Raw genomic sequence first — 16014 nt, 5'->3', positions numbered from 1 at the left:
GTTGTGTGGGCACGGCAGGACCCTAGGAGGATTTGAGTGCCGAGGCCGGTTGACGGCTCCGGGTGCCGAGAGGGTGGAAGAACAGGTTGAGCAGACCGCGACGAGCGCTCCGGCGCTGATCCCGGAGCCGATGACGCTCTGCGCCCAGGCCGGGAAATCGGCGTAGTAGGTGGGCGCGGCGAGCGGGACGATGCCCTCGCCGAGCGCGGCGGCCACCAGGGGAGTTGTCGTCGAGGCCGGCCTTTGAAGGCATCGCGGCGGGCTGGGACTCGGGGGCGCCGAAGGCGAGGGGGGCTCGGCAGGGCGGGGACGGGGGCCTCGCGCAGGGCCGTGAAGCCGGCCATGCCGAAGGGGGTCGCGGCGAGGGTGAGGCCGGCGAGTGCACGGGAGCCTTCCTCCGTCTCCGGTACAGGCTGTGCCATGAGAGTCCTCCGGTCCGGATGCGCCCCCGCCGGCCGCGGCGGGGGCGGATCGGTCCCGCGTCAGAGGTTGGTCATGTCGACCGGGATCTGCGGCTCGACGCCGTCCCGCAGGATGGTGGCCTCGATCAGGCCGTACGGGCGGTCCGCCGCGTAGTACACCTCGTTGTCGTTCTTGAGGCCGAACGGTTCGAGGTCGACCAGGAAGTGGTGCTTGTTCGGGAGCGAGAAGCGGACTTCGTCGATCTCGTTGCGGCTGTTGATGATGCGCGAGCCCATCTGGTACAGCGTCTGCTGCAGCGAGAGGGAGTACGTCTCGGCGAAGGCCTGGAGCATGTGCCTCTTGACCTGCTCGTAGGACTTCTCCCAGTTGGGCATCCGCTGCTCGTCGTCGGTCCAGTTGAACCGCCAGCGGCCGGAGACCTGAGTGGCCAGGATGCGGTCGTACGCCTCCTGGAGCGTCGTGTACTTGTCCTTGACGTAGCCCCAGAACTCGGAGTTCGTCGAGTTCATCACGATCAGGTCCTTGAGGCCGGAGATGACCTGCCACGACGAACCGTCGTAGGTGATCTGCGTGACCCGGGTCTCCTGGCCCTTGCGGACGAAGGAGTGCTTGACCTCGTCGGAGCCGATGAACTTCGAGTTGGCGTCGGACGCCTCGATGCGCTCCCAGGCGTACTCCTCGATCCGGATGCGCGCCCGGTGGATCGGCTCCTGGCTGGTCACGAAGTGACGGGCCAGGTGGATGCCGAACTGCTCGGCGGACTCGATGCCGTATTCCTTGGCGAACGCGTACACCGTGTTCTTGGTGGTGTCGGTCGGCAGGCAGTTGGCGTTCGACCCGGACAGATGCACGTCGGACATGTCACCGGAGAGGGCGACCGAGACGTTCAGGTCCTTGATGTGGTGGGTGTCGCCGTCCCGCGTGATCCTGACGACGCGGTTCTCTGCCTTGCCGTACTGATTCTGGCCGAGAATCGTGGGCATGTCTGCTAGCTCCCTCGGTAAACGGAGTAGCCGAACGGGTTGAGCAGCAGCGGTACGTGGTAGTGCTCGCCCGGTACGACGGCGAAGGTGATCGCCACCTCGGGGAAGAACACGCCGCTGTCCCGTAGCGCGGGGGCGTCCTGCTGTGCCTCGGCTTGCTTCTTCTTCACGAAGTACGTCTCGGTCTCGAAGTCGAGACGTACATGGGTCGTTCCCTCCGGCAGCGCCGGCAGGTCCTTGCAGCGCCCGTCCGCGTCGGTCGCCGATCCGCCGAGCGGCGCCCACTGCGCGTCCGGGCCGCTGCGGGCCGACAGCGCGATGGCGACGCCCTCGGCGGGGCGGCCGATGCTGGTGTCCAGGATGTGCGTCGACACCGTGCTGTGCGGCGATGCCGCGGTTTGCGTGCTCATGCGCTTGCTTCCTCTGCGAGCTCTACGAGGCGGGTCAGCCGGATACGGTTGATCTTGCCCAGTTCGGTGCGGACGGTCTCCCGCTCCTGCTCGGGCGAGTTCTCGATCCGCTCGCGGACGGCGTCCCTCATCTGCTCACCGGTACGACCGGTGGCGCAGATCAGGAAGACATGACCGAACTTCTCCTGGTAGGCCAGGTTCAGTTCGAGCATCTCGGCCTTGAGCGCCTCGGACGCCCCGGCCATGCCGCTCTGTTCGCGGGAGGAGGTCGGGTCACCGGGCTTCGGCCTGCCGATCGGCGGGTGACCGGCCATCGCCTCGGCCAGGTCGTCGGCGGTCAGCTCGGCCATGGCGGCGTCACTGGCCTCGAAGAGGGCTTCGATGTCGGCGTACGGCCGCTGGGCGAGGATCTTGCTCCCCCAGGCCGAGCTGGCGCACACCTCGTGCAGCGCGGCCTGGGCCGTGCTGTCCTCGGAGGCGTTGAACCGGGCGAGGCCCGGGTTCGAGAGTGAAGTCACGGGAGCCTCCGTGGCTTGTTCATCGTGGTGCGTCGGACGGGCTGCGGATAGCTAACGCCCTCCGGAACACGACGTCAACACTTTGTTGAAAACTCGCGTACACAAAAGCCGCCGCCCGAAGAGCCGGACGGCGGCGACAGCCGGCCGGCGCTCAGTCGCCCTTGGCCGCGTTCTCCCTGTTCAGGTAGTTGTAGACGGTGAAGCGGCTGACGCCGAGAGCGCCCGCCACCGTCTCGACGCCGTGGCGTACGGAGAACGCGCCCCGCGCCTCCAGTGTCCTGACGACCGACTGCTTCGTCTTGCGGTCGAGTTCGGCGAGGGGCTTGCCGTGCTGCCGCTCCAGCGCCGCGAGAATGTGGTCGAGGGAGTCCGCGAGCTGCGGCAGGCGCACGGCGACGACCTCCTCGCCCTCCCAGCTCAGCACGACATCGTCCTCGGCGGCCTCACCGGGGGTGATCAGCACTCCGCCCATGGCGTCGACGAGAGGCTTGACCGCCCGGGCGAGCGCGTGGTCCGCAGGCCCGGTCATTCCTCCCCCTCCACCACGTTGACCTGCAGGGACACCCGGGTCGCACCGGTCTCCAGCGCCTTGCGCAGCAGCGCGTCGACAGCGCCGAGCACCTGGTCGGCCCCACCCTCGGCGGTGTTGCCGAAGGGGCCGACGTCCACCTTGTCCAGACCCGCGCCCTGGACGACCTCGCGGACGGCGATCGCGTGGGCGGGCGGTTCGTCCAGGTCGAACGGCTCGGTCGTGAACTCCACTCTCAGTCGCACCATGCCCCCACGGTAGCCGCGGCCCTTCCGCGCGGGGACCCGGCCCCGGAACCCTGCTCCGGGGCCTGCCCGGGGGGCCTCTGCCATGCGGAACGCGAAAAACGTGCGGGGCATGCGACGGACCCGCGGCGGCTGTGCGTAGAGCAGGTGACGGGAGCCGCGGACGGACGTCCGGTGGGCGGAGGCAGGAGGGGTCTGCAGATGGCAGGACGTACGCGCAGAGGCGTCAGGGCGACAGCGGTCGCGACCGCGGCGATGGCGGCGCTCACCGCGTCGCAGGGGCCGGGGGCCGCCGCGCCCTCGGGGCAGCGGAGCGCCGAGCCCTCGCAGGGGCCGAGCGTGTCCGGGGACGGCACGTACCGCACCGAGCTTCCACCGCTGCGGGTGCCGGGCGCGGGCGGTGCCGGGGAACGGCCGGCGGGGACGCCGGCCACGGCGTCGGTCGGCTCGCTGCCCGCCACGGTGTTCGCCGCGTACCGGGCCGCCGAATCGGAGCTGGCCCGCAGCGCCCCCGGCTGCGGGCTGCGCTGGCAGCTCCTCGCGGCAATCGGGCAGGTCGAGTCGGGACAGGCTCGCGGCGGCCGGGTGGCCGCGGACGGCACCACGCTCACGCCGATCCTCGGGCCGCGCCTGGACGGCAACGGCTTCGCTCTCATCCGGGACAGCGACGGCGGCCGGTACGACGGGGACACCGAGTACGACCGGGCCGTGGGCCCCCTGCAGTTCATCCCCTCCACCTGGGCGAGTTGGGGCGCGGACGGCAACGGCGACGGGCTCCGCGACCCGGGGAACGTCTTCGACGCCGCACTCGCCGCGGGGCGCTACCTGTGCGCGGGCGGGCGCGACCTGTCCGACGCGGGCGACCTCGACCGGGCCCTGCTCGGCTACAACCGCTCCACCGCGTACATGCTCACCGTGCGGGCGTGGTTCGCGTACTACCTCGACGGGCACACGGTGGTGCCCGACAGCGCGGCCGCCGGAGGGCCGCGCGGCGAGGCACGTCCCTCGCCGGAGCCGACACGCACCGCGAAACCGGCGGCGTCCGGCACCAAGAAGCCGTCGCCCGCGCCGTCGCCGTCGTCCGCGGGCCCGTCGCGGTCGGCGACCCCCTCGCCGTCGCCGTCCGCGCGCCCGACCGAGCCGGCCGGCACAACCGGTCCCGCACAGCCGCTGCCGTCCCTGCCCGTCCCTGTCCCAGTGCCTCCTGGAGCCACTCTGCCCACCTCACTGACCAGCGGAGACTGATCCCCACGCCCCCTCCGGCAACAGAAAGGACTCGATGGGGCTCTCCCCCTCCACAACTCCGGATACCGGGCGGTAATGTCGCCATCCGCCGGACAAGCACGCGGACGGTGGTGAGAGCAAGGGGGCCCTCATGGCGACGGACACACAGCCTGAGCACTCCGGTGGACAGGGCGCCGAGCAGGCGCACGAGCGCTGGCAACGCGCCTGGAGCCACCGGGAGCAGTTGCTTCGGGTCGCCCGGCGCCGGTCCGTCAGCATGGAGGACGCCGAGGACGCCGTGCACGAGGCGATGCTCCGTGCCGCGGAGCAGCCCCACCTGGACGACGAGCGGCTGGGCGCCTGGCTGACGACGGTGACGATGCGGCTGTGCGTCGACCGGCACCGCCAGGTCAGCCGCGAGGCCGAGGTCCGCACGAGCCCGACGCTGCACCCGCCGCGGCCGGCGCCGGTGGACGAGGCGGTGTGCGACCGTGCGGAGGCGCGCTGGCTGGCCGTACGCAGCGGTGAGCTGCCCGCCCGGCAGGCCGAGGCGCTGTGGCTGAAGTCGGAGGACCTCGACGTCGGGCAGGTCGCCATGAAGATGGGCCTGAGCTACCGGACCGTCGAGTCCCTGCTGGCCAGGGCCCGGCGGACGCTGCGCAACTCACTGGCGGCGACGCTCGGTCTCGCGCTGTGGCTGTGCGGCCGCGGCCGGCCGCGGGGTGGCCACGCGCAGGCGGTCGCCGTGGCGTCGACGGCGGCGACGCTGGCGGTCGCCGGTCTCGTTCTGCCGTACGCGCCCGGTGGGGACACGCCCGGCCCGCGCCCGGCGACGCCGGCGGTCGCGACGTCGCAGGAGCCGGGGCCGGGTGGGCCCGGTCCGACCGCGCCGTCGCCTCTCGGCTCGCGGGAGGAGCAGCCGGTGCCGTCGGGCGGCGCGAAACGGCGGTCGGAGCCGGTGCTGCCCGAGCTGCCGCTGCCGGAGGTGTCGCTGCCCCCGCTGCCGCTCAGGACGTCGTCGGTGCCGCGGCTGCCGGTACTGCCGGAGGGCGTCGAGGTCCCCGAGGTCCCGGTCCCGGACGTCCCGTCCGCGACCTCGCAGCTCCCGGAGCTCACGCCTCCGCCGGTGCCGACGCCGTCGGTGCCGGTCCCGGTGCCGACGCTCCCGTAGGTGACGTTTTCCCCTCCCGGCCCTCCCCCTACGGCCTCGCGGCCGTGGGCGGTACCCACATCCCGCACGTGGGGCCCCGACCCCAGACCCCGCACCGTGCCTCGCGCGCCGGAAGGGAAAGGCGCACGGGCCCGGCAGCCCGCGCCGCCGGACTCTTTGCGTTCGCGACGCCGTGACTCCGCCCGGGCCCCTGCGCCCTGCCGGCCACGCCTCTGAGCCCCCGCCCCGGCCCGTGCCGCGCCTCGCGCGGTGTCCCCATCCCCTTCGGCCTCGCGGCCGTGGGCCTTCAGGGCTCCGCCGCGGTCCCGTACCGCGTCTCGCGCGGTGGCCTCGCGCCGGACGCGCTGACTTCGCCCAGCGAAATGCCAGCCCCGCCACCGCTTGACGCCTCGGGCCTGGGGCGGAGCCCCAACGAGCGCGCCTCGGACAACAAGCCCCGCCGGCGATTGAGGCGCGGGGCTTGGGGCGGCGCCCCAACGGGGGCGGTGGCGCGAAGCCAGAGATTGGGGCGCGGGACGTCCGGAGCAGCGCCCCCGGAGGCGTCGCCCGGCATCCTCCCGTAACGCGCCCGAAAAAAATTTCGCCTCGTCGCGACGGACGCGGCGGCCCTCCCCGTAGAGCAGGTGTCGGACCGCTCCACAGCTGAAGGGTGAACCGGATGGGTGTCGAGATCTGTGTGGAAGGGCTCACGAAGTCCTTCGGGCACCAGGTCATCTGGCAGGACGTCTCCCTGACCCTGCCCGCCGGTGAGGTCTCGGTCATGCTCGGGCCCTCTGGCACCGGCAAGTCGGTCTTCCTCAAGACCCTCGTCGGGCTGTTGAAACCCGAACGCGGATCGATCCGCATCGCGGGCACGGACATCACCACACTGCGCGAACACGAGCTCTACGAGGTCCGCAAGCTCTTCGGCGTCCTCTTCCAGGACGGCGCGCTGTTCGGGTCGATGAACCTCTACGACAACATCGCCTTTCCGCTCCGCGAGCACACGCGCAAGCCGGAGAGCGAGATCCGCCGGATCGTCCTCGAGAAGATGGACATGGTCGGCCTCATCGGCGCCGAGGACAAACTGCCCGGCGAGATCTCCGGCGGCATGCGCAAACGCGCCGGACTCGCCCGCGCCCTCGTGCTCGATCCGGAGATCATCCTGTTCGACGAGCCGGACTCGGGACTCGACCCGGTGCGCGTGGCCTACCTCAACCAGCTCATCGTCGACCTGAACGCCCAGATCGACGCCACGTTCCTCATCGTCACGCACGACATCGCCTCGGCCCGGCAGGTGCCGGACAACATCGGGCTGCTGTTCCGGCGGGAGCTGGTGATGTTCGGCCCGAGGGAGCAGCTGCTGACCAGCGACGAACCGGTCGTGCGGCAGTTCCTGAACGGCCGCATGCAGGGCCCGATCGGGATGGCGGAGGAGAAGGACGCCGCCCAGGTCGAGCAGGAGCTCGCCCAGCTGGGCGACGCCGACGACGAGCAGCAGGGCATACCCGACCTGACACCCCGGCTGCTGCCCACCAAGGGCATCGACCGGCCTCCCCGCTGGGAGGCGATCGCCGAGCGCGAGTCCCTGCGACAGATGCGCGCAGCCGTGCGCGGGAAGGCGGCGGGCGCATGAGCTTGTCCCCCACGGGTGCCCTGCGGCATTCCGGCAGTCTGTTCGCGATGGGACTGGACGTCCTGCGGACGATCCCCAAACGGCCTTTCCAGGTGCGGGAGTTCATCCAGCAGGCCTGGTTCGTCGCGAGTGTGACGATCCTGCCGACCGCCCTGGTGTCCATTCCGTTCGGCGCGGTGATCGCCCTGCAGATCGGCAGTCTCACCCGGCAGCTGGGCGCACAGTCGTTCTCGGGCGCGGCCTCGGTGCTGGCCGTGCTGCGGGAGGCGTCACCCATTGTGACGGCGCTGCTGATCGCGGGGGCGGGCGGCACCGCGATCTGCGCGGACCTCGGCGCGCGCAAGATCCGCGAGGAGATCGACGCGATGCAGGTGCTCGGCATCGATCCGATCCACCGCCTGGTGGTGCCGCGGGTGCTGGCCACGATGCTGGTCGCGGTGCTGCTCAACGGCCTGGTGTCGGTGGTCGGTGTGGCCGGCGGCTACTTCTTCAACGTGGTGCTGCAGAACGGCACTCCGGGCGCCTATCTCGCCTCGTTCACCACACTCGCCCAGCTCTCCGACCTGTGGGCGGCGGAGCTCAAGGCACTCGTGTTCGGGGCGATCGCCGCGATCGTCGCCTCGTACAAGGGCCTGACCGCGAAGGGTGGTCCGAAAGGCGTCGGTGACGCGGTGAACCAGTCGGTGGTCATCACCTTCATGTTGCTGTTCGTGACGAACTTCGTGATGACCGCCGTGTACTTCCAGATCGTTCCGCAGAGGGGCTGAGCGATGCCGCTGATGAACCGTCTGCTGCCACCTCAGCTCGAGGAGCTGGGCCGGCAGCTGTCCTTCTACGGCCGTTCGCTGGCCTGGACCGGGCGCACCGTGCGCCGCTACAAGAAGGAGATCCTGCGACTGCTCGCGGAGGTGAGCTTCGGCCGTGGCGCGCTCGCCGTCGTCGGCGGGACCGTCGGTGTGATCGCGTTCCTGTCGTTCTTCACCGGCACCGAGGTCGGCCTGCAGGGATACGCGGCGCTCAACCAGCTCGGCACGTCGAACTTCGTGGCGTTCCTGTCCGCGTACTTCAACACCCGTGAGATCGCCCCTCTGGTGGCGGGCCTGGCCCTCTCCGCGACGGTCGGGGCCGGGTTCACCGCGCAGCTGGGCGCGATGCGGATCAGCGAGGAGACAGACGCGCTCGAGGTGATGGGCGTCCCGTCGCTGCCGTTCCTGGTGACGACGCGGATGATCGCCGGGTTCGTCGCGGTGATCCCGCTGTACGTGATCGGGCTCCTGTCCTCGTACTTCGCCGCCCGCACCATCACCACCGGCTACTACGGACAGTCCACCGGCACCTACGACCACTACTTCCAGCAGTATCTGCCGCCGGTCGACGTGCTGTGGTCCTTCGGCAAGGTGATCGTCTTCGCCGTCGTGATCATCCTGGTGCACTGCTACTACGGCTACTACGCGAGCGGTGGCCCGGCCGGTGTCGGCGTCGCGGTCGGGCGTGCGGTGCGGACCTCGATCGTGGCGATCAACATTCTCGACTTCTTCCTCAGCCTGGCGATCTGGGGCGCCAACACGACCGTACGGATAGCGGGGTAGGGGCCGATGAGCATCCAAGGAGGCGCCGCGGCGCGCAGTGGCAGGCTGCGGCTGTACGGCATCGTGTTCCTCGCCGTCATCGCCCTGCTGCTGTCGCTCTCCGTGGCCGCGTACCAGCAGGTGTTCACCTCGGTGGTGCGCATCACGCTCGAGGCCGACACGCTCGGCAACCAGCTCGACCCGCGGGCCGACGTGAAGCTGCGCGGACTGCTCGTCGGCGAGGTGCGCGAGGTGCGGGCCGACGGGCAGAAGGCGACGCTCGACATCGCTCTGAAGCCGGAGCACGTCGAACGGATCCCGGCCGATGTGCAGGCACGGCTGCTGCCGAAGACGCTCTTCGGTGAGAAGTTCGTCGATCTCGTGGCGCCGCCCGGCTCGTCCGGCCGGCACATCCGGGCCGGTGACGTGATCACCCAGGACCGCACCAGGGCCGGCATCGAGGTGCAGCACCTGATGAACGACCTGCTCCCGCTGCTGCGCGCCGTGCGGCCCGCGGATCTCAACGCCACGCTGCACGCGTTCTCCACCGCGCTGGAAGGACGCGGGGACCGCATCGGCGACAACCTGGTCCGGCTGGAGCGCTATCTGCGCGAGCTCAACCCCCATATGCCGTCCATGCAGGAGGACATCTCCCGCTTCGCCGATGTCGCCGAGGTCTACGGGGACGCGGCACCGGACCTGATGAACATCCTGCGCAACTCCGTCACCACGAGCCGCACGATCGTGGCGAAGCGCGAGCAGCTGGCCGCCGCCCTGACGGGAACGGCAAAGGTCGCGGGCACGGCGGAGAAGTTCTTCGACGACAACGGGGAGCGGCTGATCACCCTGGGCCGTGTCTCCCGCCCGACCCTCGACCTGTTCGCCCGCTACTCGCCCGAGTACCCGTGTCTCCTGGACGGCCTCGAGCGCCAGACCAGGGAATCGGAGAAGGCGTTCAGGGGCGGCGAGATGCGTATCACCCTCGAATTCGTCCATCCGCGACCCGCGTACCGACCCGGTGAGGAACCGCGCTATGCCGATCGCTCCGGCCCCAACTGCAGAAGCATCCCCAACCCTTCCGTACCGTCGGGACACACCAAGCTCGACGACGGTACGAAGGATGTCGCTGCCGGCGGCCCGCCCGGAGCCGGGCCGGTCTCGGCGACTGCGGCCGAGCAGCGGGCCGTCGGCTCGCTGGTCGCGCCGGTCCTCGGGGTGCCTGCCGACCGGGTGCCGGCCGTGGCGACGCTGCTCTTCGGGCCCATGGCGCGCGGGACGGCGGTGAGTGTGGCATGAAGGCATCAGGAGCCACCGCGACCGCGGCACCGCTGGTCAAGTTCCTTCTCTTCGCCGTGGTGACGATCCTGGCCACGACGCTGCTCGCGGCGACGATCGTCAACCTCTCCTTCACTCCGGAGCACACCTACCGTGCGGTGTTCAGCGATGTCACCAGCCTGGAGGAGGGCGACGACATACGCGTCGCGGGAGTGCGGGTCGGCGAGGTGCAGGACATCCGCATCAAGGACCGCACCCTGGCGGAGGTGACCTTCACCGTCTCCCACGACCGGCCGCTGCTGACCAGCACCGGTGCGGTCATCCGCTACCGGAGCCTGGTCGGCCAGCGCTATGTGGCGCTCACCGAGGGCGCGGGCGACGGGACGCGGCTGAAGCCGGGCGGGACGATCCCGCTGGCCCGGACGCAGCCGGCGCTCGACCTCAACGCGCTGCTGGGCGGCTTCAAGCCGCTGTTCGCCGCGCTCAGCCCGAAGGACGTCAACCAGCTCGCGACCGAGATCATCAAGACGCTGCAGGGCGAGGGCGGAACGGTCAACAGCCTGCTCGCGCACACCGCGTCCCTGACCACGACCCTCGCCGACCGGGACGAGCTGATCGGCTCGGTGATCGACAACCTCAACACCACGCTGCAGACCCTCGACAAGCGCGGCGCGCGTTTCTCCGGGCTGCTCAAGCAGCTGCAGCGGCTGATCTCCGGACTGTCCGCCGACCGCAAGCCGATCGGGTCCTCACTGGAGAACATCGGCTCGCTGACCGAGGCGACCTCCGGTCTGCTCGAGGATGCCCGGCCGCCGCTGAAGGGCGACATCGCCGAGCTGAGGGACCTCACCAAGACGCTGAACGACAACGAGAAGACCGTGGAGGGCGTGCTGAAGCGGCTGCCGAACAAGCTCAACAAGCTGACGGGGACCGCCTCGTACGGTTCCTGGTTCAACTTCTACCTCTGTGACTTCGACGGCCGGATCGTGCTGCCGAAGACCCGAGAGGTGATCACTCCGGAGCTGCACGTGGCGCGAGCGAGGTGCGGCGGATGACGACACGGCTCCTGCCCAGGCTCGGCCCGTTCCGCGACAGGAACCCGGTGGTGATCGGCGCGGTCGGTCTCACCACGCTCGCCCTTCTGGCGACGGCCGCGTTCAACGCCGACGACCTGCCGGTCATCGGCAGCGGCGACACCTACAGCGCCGCGTTCTCGGAGGCCGGCGGGCTCAAGCCCGGCGACGAGGTGCGCATCGCCGGGGTCAAGGTCGGCAAGGTCGACGAGGTCGATCTCGACGGCGACCATGTGAAGGTCGTCTTCCGCGTCAAGGGGGACCCGAAGTTCGGCACGAGGACCGGCGCGGCCATCCGGATCAAGACGATCCTGGGCTCGAAGTACCTGGCCCTGCAGCCGAAGGGGTCCGGGCAGCTGCCGCCCGGCAGCGAGATCCCGCTGGAGCGCACGACCCCGGCGTACGACGTCGTCCAGGCGTTCAGTGATCTGACGACCACCAGCGAGAAGGTCGACACCGAGCAGCTGGCGAAGGCCCTGGACACCATCTCGACGACCTTCGAGGACTCGCCGGAGGAGGTACGCGCCTCGATCAAGGGACTGTCGAAGATCTCGAAGACGGTGGCCTCGCGTGACGAGGACCTGCGCGAGCTGCTGAAGCACTCCAACTCGGTCACCAAGGTGCTCGCGGAACGCTCCGGTGAGTTCACCACCCTGGTGAAGGACGGCGACGCACTCTTCAAGGAGATCTCCCGCCGCCGGGCGGCCATCCATGCGCTGCTCAAGAGTTCGGCGGCGCTCGGCATCCAGCTGTCGGGCCTCGTCAGGGACAACGAGAAGGAGATAGGCCCTGCGCTCAAAGGGCTGAACCAGGTGGTGCGGATGCTGGAGCGCAACCAGGCCAGTCTCGACCGCAGCGTCGCCCTGCTCGCCCCGTACGTGCGGGTCTTCACCAACACCCTCGGCAACGGCCGCTGGTTCGACAGCTACATCCAGAACATGGTCGCCGCACCGGTGGTCCCCCGGACAGGAGGGTCGCGATGAAGGGCCGCATCCGCTTCAACCCGAAGGGCCGTACGGCCCGGCTGACGGCCGCCGCCGTCGCCACGGCGCTGCTGGTCTGCGCCGCGGTCGTGCTGTGGCCGCGCGAGGAACCGATGCGCGTCACGGCGTACTTCCCGCGCACGGTGGGCATCTACCCGGGCTCCGACGTGCGGGTGCTCGGCGTACGCGTCGGTGAGGTCATCGAGATCGTCCCCGAGGGCGGCCGGGTGCGCGTGGAGCTCGCGTACGAGCCCGGGCGCAGGATCCCCGCCGATGCCCAGGCCGCCATCATCAACTCGTCGGTCGTCAGCGACCGTTACGTACAGATGCTGCCGGTGTACCAGGGCGGGCCCGTGATGCGCGACGGCGCGGTGATCCCCGAGAGCCGCACGGCGGTGCCGGTGGAGCTGGACCGGGTCTTCGACAGCCTGCACACGACGGCCGAGGCGCTCGGCCCGAAGGGTGCCAACAAGGACGGCTCGCTCTCGCGGCTGCTGGGGGTGAGCGCCGACAATCTGGACGGCCAGGGCGAGCAGATGCACCAGACGGTGGAGGACCTGTCCCTCGCGGTCACCACGCTGTCCGACGGCCGGCAGGACCTGTTCGGCACCGTACGCAATCTGCAGGTGTTCACCGCGGCGCTCGCCGCCGACGACAAGAGCGTGCGGTCGTTCAACGACAGTCTCGCCGCCGTCGCCGATCAGCTCGCCGGGGAGCGCAAGGACCTCGCGGCGGCGCTCAAGCACCTGGGGGTGGCGCTCGGGGACGTGTCGAGGTTCGTGAAGAACAACAAGAAGGCGCTGACCGACGACGTGAAGGGACTCAGCAAGGTCACCAAGGTGCTGGTCACCCAGCGGGCGGCACTGGCGGAGCTGATGGAGGTCGCGCCCACCGGCCTGTCGAACCTCCAGAACGCGTACAACCCCTCGTCGGGCACTCTCGACACCCGCAACAACCCCGACCATCCGCAGGACCCGGCGGCGCTGCTGTGCTCGCTGCTGAAGACCACCGGCGACGCCGGGGGCAAGAACCCCGACTGCGCGGAGCTGGACAAGCTGTTCGACTCGCTGCCGAAGGTGCCGCATGCCGGCCCTGTGTCGGGCACCGGCCAGGTCGACCGGACGCTCGGCGGAATCCTGGAGGCACGCGCATGAGTGCACCCCGCAGGCGCAGGGCCGTGGCCCTGGTGACGGCCATGGGCTCCGTGCTGCTCACCGGCTGTGAGTTCAACGGCCTGTACGACGTGAACCTGCCCGGCGGCGCGGCCGCCGACGGCAACGCCTACCACGTGACGGCCGACTTCAGGGACGTCCTCGACCTGGTCCCGCAGTCGGCGGTGAAGGTCAACAACGTCACCGTGGGCGCGGTCGAGAAGGTGGAACTGGTGGGCTGGCACGCCCGGGTGCGGCTGCGTATCGCCGACGATGTGAAGCTGCCCGGCAACGCGATCGCCGAGCTGCGGCAGACCAGCATGCTCGGGGAGAAGTACGTGGCCCTGTCCCCGCCGGTGGGCATCGAACCCAGCGGGCGGCTCACCGACGGTGCGCGCATCCCGCTGTCGCGCACCGGGCGCAACCCCGAGATCGAGGAGGTGCTCTCCGCTCTCTCCGCGCTGCTGAACGGCGGCGGTGTGGCGCAGCTCAAGACGATCACCGTGGAGCTGAACAAGGCGCTGGAGGGCCGGGAGAACCGGGTCAAGGACCTGCTCGGCGAGCTGGACACGTTCATCGGCGGGCTCGACAAGCAGCGCAAGGAGATCGTCCGGGCGCTCAAGGGCATCGACCGGCTGGCGAAGCGGCTGGCCGCGGAGAAGAAGACGATCGCGCAGGCCGTGGACACGATGCCCGGCGCGCTGAAGGTGCTGGCCGACCAGCGCCGCAATCTGACGGCGATGCTGACCTCGCTCTCGGAGCTGGGGAAGACGGGCACCAAGGTGATCAACACTTCCCGCGCGGACACGGTGGCCAACCTCAGGAGCCTGCAGCCGATCCTGCAGGAGCTGAACAAGGCCGGCAGCGATCTGCCCAACTCGCTGGAGATCCTGACGACTTATCCGTTCCCACGGAACGCGACCGGCGCCATCAAGGGCGACTACGTCAACCTCAAGATCACCGCGGACCTGGACCTCGCGAGCATCTACGGCAACCTCGCGGAGGAACCGAAGAAGCCCGGCACCCCGCAAGAGCCCGGGCTGCCGGAGGTTCCCGGCACGCCCGAGGTGCCCGGCCTGCCACAAGCGCCTCTGCCGTCCGGGCCCCCCTCGGTTCCCGGCGCACCGACGCCGGGCGCTCCCCCGCCCCCCGGCGGCGACGGACCGCTGTGTCCGCCGGTGTGCACCGGCAGCCACGCCTCCTACGAGGAGGCGTCCGGCGACGGACGCCGGCTGCCCGCGGGGATCGATCTGGCACTGGCCGAACTGATGCTGAAGGGGATGCAGCCGTGATCACACCTACGGTCAGGGCCCAGTTGATCGCCTTCGCCGCGGTCACCGCCGTCGGGTGCTCGTACGTCGGCGCCCAGTACACCGGCCTGGTGGACAGCCTGCTGGACCGCGGATACACCGTGCGGGCCGACTTCGCCGACTCCGGCGGCATCTTCCAGGGCGCCGAGGTCACCTACCGGGGCGTTCCGGTGGGCCGCGTCGGTGACCTGCGGCTCGGCGGCGCGGACGGTGTCTCGGTGGCCCTGGAGATCGAGGACGGGACCCGGATACCGGCGGACACGCTGGCCGTGGTGGCGAACCGTTCCGCGGTCGGCGAGCAGTACGTCGACCTCCAGCCCCGCCGGTCCGGCGGCCCGTATCTGCAGCAGGACAGCGAGATCCCGCGCGCCGACACCAGGGTCCCGCTGCCCACGACGGCGCCCGTCCTCAGCCTGGACCGGCTGGTGAACTCGGTCGGCAAGGACGATCTGCGGGTCACGGTCGACGAACTCGGCAAGGCCTTCGCCGGCACCGGGCCGCATCTGAGCAAGCTGGTGGACTCCGGGAACCTGCTGGTCGAGTCGGCCTCGGAGAACCTGCCGGAGACGACCTCGCTCATCGAGGACTCGCGGGTGGTGCTGAAGACCCAGAGCGACAAGGGGTCGGCGATCACGTCGTTCTCCCGCGACCTGGCCGCGCTGACCGCGGAGCTGAAGGCACGTGACGGCGATCTGAGGCGGCTGGTCGGCAACAGCGCCCCGGCGGCGCAGGAGGTCGACTCGCTGCTGAAGTCCAACGAGACGCATCTGCCGGTGCTGCTCTCCAATCTGATCAGCGGCGGCCAGGTCACCGTGGCCCGCCTGCCCGGGGTGGAGCAGGCGCTGGTGACGTTCCCGGTGATCGTCGCCGGCAGCTACACCGTGATCCCCGGCGACGGCACCACCCACTTCGGCATGGTCGTGAACGCCGACGACCCGCCGCCGTGCCGCCAGGGTTACGGCACCCAGCGGCGCGACCCGGCGGACACCTCTCAGCGGCCCGCCAACACCGGGGCACGCTGCACCGAGCCGCGCGGCAGCGCCACCTCGGTGCGCGGCGCCCAGAACGCGCCCGGCTCCTCCTCGGGGTCGGGCGGCGCGCGGCAGGCGGCGCACGTCACCCCGTACGACCCGGAGACCGGCACCCTCGCCGGGCCGGGCGGCACGCTCGTCGAGATCGGCTCGACGGGCGGCGAACAGAGCACGTTCGGAAAGGACTCGTGGCAATGGCTGCTCGTGGGACCGATGGCATGACCGACAACGCCACGGCGGCGCGCGACCGCCTCGAGGCGGCGCCCGAGGCGCCGGATGCACAGGCGGCTGGGGTCGCGACGCAGGACCGCGCCGACAAAGGCCCCGAGAGCTCGGGCGCACAGGCGGCGCGTGCATCGTCGACCGCGGGCGCGCAGGACGAGCCGGAGGCCCCGGAGGCCGTCGGTGGGCAGGACGACTCGGACGCTCCGGGGGCGCGAGACGCTGACGAGGGCGAGAGGGCGGGCGCTCGCGGGGCCCGCCTGCGCGGGCTGCGGCGAGCCGC

16 protein-coding genes and 1 pseudogene are annotated in these 16014 nt (G+C 70.6%); 11 read left to right on the top strand and 6 right to left on the bottom strand.

The annotated features are described in order from the left end of the window. Window positions 1-22: 22 nt before the first annotated feature. The 6 genes and pseudogenes from HW130_RS35800 to HW130_RS09755 all read right to left on the bottom strand — a co-directional run. Window positions 23-234 (bottom strand): annotated as a pseudogene (locus tag HW130_RS35800) (purine permease); the annotation flags it as partial. A gap of 248 nt (window positions 235-482) precedes the next feature. Next, the gene (gene pucL, locus HW130_RS09775; RefSeq protein ID WP_177149063.1) at window positions 483-1406 is read right to left on the bottom strand and encodes a factor-independent urate hydroxylase; all 924 of its coding nucleotides are present in this window, start codon (window positions 1404-1406) and stop codon (window positions 483-485) included. Window positions 1407-1411: 5 nt separating this feature from the next. Beyond that, window positions 1412-1816 (bottom strand): hydroxyisourate hydrolase, encoded by a 405-nt coding sequence (gene uraH, locus HW130_RS09770; protein WP_177149062.1) that lies wholly within the window; start codon window positions 1814-1816, stop codon window positions 1412-1414. Beyond that, window positions 1813-2334, bottom strand: coding sequence for a 2-oxo-4-hydroxy-4-carboxy-5-ureidoimidazoline decarboxylase (gene uraD, locus HW130_RS09765; protein ID WP_177149061.1), 522 nt, complete (start codon window positions 2332-2334; stop codon window positions 1813-1815). The genes uraH and uraD overlap by 4 nt, the downstream gene beginning before the upstream one ends. 151 nt (window positions 2335-2485) lie before the next feature. Further along, window positions 2486-2863: a helix-turn-helix domain-containing protein gene (locus HW130_RS09760; protein ID WP_177149060.1), complete on the bottom strand. Its 378-nt coding sequence runs from the start codon at window positions 2861-2863 to the stop codon at window positions 2486-2488. Beyond that, window positions 2860-3108, bottom strand: a complete 249-nt coding sequence (locus HW130_RS09755) for a hypothetical protein (RefSeq protein WP_177149224.1) — start codon at window positions 3106-3108, stop codon at window positions 2860-2862. Before HW130_RS09755 ends, HW130_RS09760 begins: the two co-directional genes overlap by 4 nt. Window positions 3109-3309: 201 nt before the next feature. Here HW130_RS09755 and HW130_RS09750 point away from each other — a divergent pair, with 201 nt between their 5' ends. The 11 genes from HW130_RS09750 (at window position 3310) to HW130_RS09700 (ending at window position 15731) form a co-directional block, all read left to right on the top strand. Beyond that, window positions 3310-4353, top strand: a complete 1044-nt coding sequence (locus HW130_RS09750) for a lytic transglycosylase domain-containing protein (RefSeq protein ID WP_256355993.1) — start codon at window positions 3310-3312, stop codon at window positions 4351-4353. A gap of 130 nt (window positions 4354-4483) precedes the next feature. Further along, window positions 4484-5503: an RNA polymerase sigma factor gene (locus HW130_RS09745; protein ID WP_177149059.1), complete on the top strand. Its 1020-nt coding sequence runs from the start codon at window positions 4484-4486 to the stop codon at window positions 5501-5503. Between the two features lie 658 nt (window positions 5504-6161). Further along, window positions 6162-7118, top strand: coding sequence for an ABC transporter ATP-binding protein (locus tag HW130_RS09740; protein ID WP_177149058.1), 957 nt, complete (start codon window positions 6162-6164; stop codon window positions 7116-7118). After that, window positions 7115-7885 carry an ABC transporter permease gene (locus HW130_RS09735; RefSeq protein WP_177149057.1) on the top strand — a complete coding sequence of 257 codons (771 nt, stop codon included), beginning with the start codon at window positions 7115-7117 and terminating at the stop codon, window positions 7883-7885. The genes HW130_RS09740 and HW130_RS09735 overlap by 4 nt, the downstream gene beginning before the upstream one ends. Before the next feature lie 3 nt (window positions 7886-7888). Then, on the top strand, window positions 7889-8707 hold the full coding sequence (locus HW130_RS09730; protein ID WP_177149056.1) for an ABC transporter permease: 819 nt from the start codon (window positions 7889-7891) through the stop codon (window positions 8705-8707). A gap of 6 nt (window positions 8708-8713) precedes the next feature. Further along, a complete protein-coding gene (locus HW130_RS09725; RefSeq protein ID WP_177149055.1) occupies window positions 8714-9982 on the top strand; it encodes an MCE family protein in 1269 nt (422 codons plus the stop codon). Then, on the top strand, window positions 9979-11016 hold the full coding sequence (locus tag HW130_RS09720) for an MCE family protein (RefSeq protein ID WP_177149054.1): 1038 nt from the start codon (window positions 9979-9981) through the stop codon (window positions 11014-11016). Before HW130_RS09725 ends, HW130_RS09720 begins: the two co-directional genes overlap by 4 nt. Beyond that, on the top strand, window positions 11013-12017 hold the full coding sequence (locus HW130_RS09715) for an MCE family protein (RefSeq protein ID WP_177149053.1): 1005 nt from the start codon (window positions 11013-11015) through the stop codon (window positions 12015-12017). The genes HW130_RS09720 and HW130_RS09715 overlap by 4 nt, the downstream gene beginning before the upstream one ends. Beyond that, window positions 12014-13171 (top strand): MCE family protein, encoded by a 1158-nt coding sequence (locus tag HW130_RS09710; protein WP_177149052.1) that lies wholly within the window; start codon window positions 12014-12016, stop codon window positions 13169-13171. Before HW130_RS09715 ends, HW130_RS09710 begins: the two co-directional genes overlap by 4 nt. Next, window positions 13168-14460, top strand: a complete 1293-nt coding sequence (locus HW130_RS09705; protein WP_177149051.1) for an MCE family protein — start codon at window positions 13168-13170, stop codon at window positions 14458-14460. The genes HW130_RS09710 and HW130_RS09705 overlap by 4 nt, the downstream gene beginning before the upstream one ends. Next, entirely contained in the window at window positions 14457-15731 is a 1275-nt protein-coding gene (locus tag HW130_RS09700; protein WP_177149050.1) for an MCE family protein, read from the top strand. Before HW130_RS09705 ends, HW130_RS09700 begins: the two co-directional genes overlap by 4 nt. The last annotated feature ends 283 nt before the right edge of the window (window positions 15732-16014 follow it).

It is taken from the genome of Streptomyces sp. PKU-EA00015, assembly GCF_013387495.1.
In the GTDB taxonomy this organism is placed as follows: domain Bacteria; phylum Actinomycetota; class Actinomycetes; order Streptomycetales; family Streptomycetaceae; genus Streptomyces.
Note: the sequence above shows the minus strand (reverse complement) of the source record. Positions and strands in the feature narration are given on the sequence as shown.

Excerpts from the sequence above, each read along its gene's own strand:
- HW130_RS09750 (WP_256355993.1), top strand. The coding sequence starts at position 3,310 with ATGGCAGGACGTACGCGCAGAGGCGTCAGGGCGACAGCGGTCGCGACC.
- HW130_RS09720 (WP_177149054.1), top strand. The coding sequence starts at position 9,979 with ATGAAGGCATCAGGAGCCACCGCGACCGCGGCACCGCTGGTCAAGTTC.
- HW130_RS09745 (WP_177149059.1), top strand. The coding sequence starts at position 4,484 with ATGGCGACGGACACACAGCCTGAGCACTCCGGTGGACAGGGCGCCGAG.
- pucL (WP_177149063.1), bottom strand. The coding sequence starts at position 1,406 with ATGCCCACGATTCTCGGCCAGAATCAGTACGGCAAGGCAGAGAACCGC.
- HW130_RS09710 (WP_177149052.1), top strand. The coding sequence starts at position 12,014 with ATGAAGGGCCGCATCCGCTTCAACCCGAAGGGCCGTACGGCCCGGCTG.
- HW130_RS09715 (WP_177149053.1), top strand. The coding sequence starts at position 11,013 with ATGACGACACGGCTCCTGCCCAGGCTCGGCCCGTTCCGCGACAGGAAC.
- HW130_RS09725 (WP_177149055.1), top strand. The coding sequence starts at position 8,714 with ATGAGCATCCAAGGAGGCGCCGCGGCGCGCAGTGGCAGGCTGCGGCTG.
- HW130_RS09735 (WP_177149057.1), top strand. The coding sequence starts at position 7,115 with ATGAGCTTGTCCCCCACGGGTGCCCTGCGGCATTCCGGCAGTCTGTTC.
- HW130_RS09760 (WP_177149060.1), bottom strand. The coding sequence starts at position 2,863 with ATGACCGGGCCTGCGGACCACGCGCTCGCCCGGGCGGTCAAGCCTCTC.
- HW130_RS09730 (WP_177149056.1), top strand. The coding sequence starts at position 7,889 with ATGCCGCTGATGAACCGTCTGCTGCCACCTCAGCTCGAGGAGCTGGGC.
- HW130_RS09705 (WP_177149051.1), top strand. The coding sequence starts at position 13,168 with ATGAGTGCACCCCGCAGGCGCAGGGCCGTGGCCCTGGTGACGGCCATG.
- HW130_RS09740 (WP_177149058.1), top strand. The coding sequence starts at position 6,162 with ATGGGTGTCGAGATCTGTGTGGAAGGGCTCACGAAGTCCTTCGGGCAC.
- uraH (WP_177149062.1), bottom strand. The coding sequence starts at position 1,816 with ATGAGCACGCAAACCGCGGCATCGCCGCACAGCACGGTGTCGACGCAC.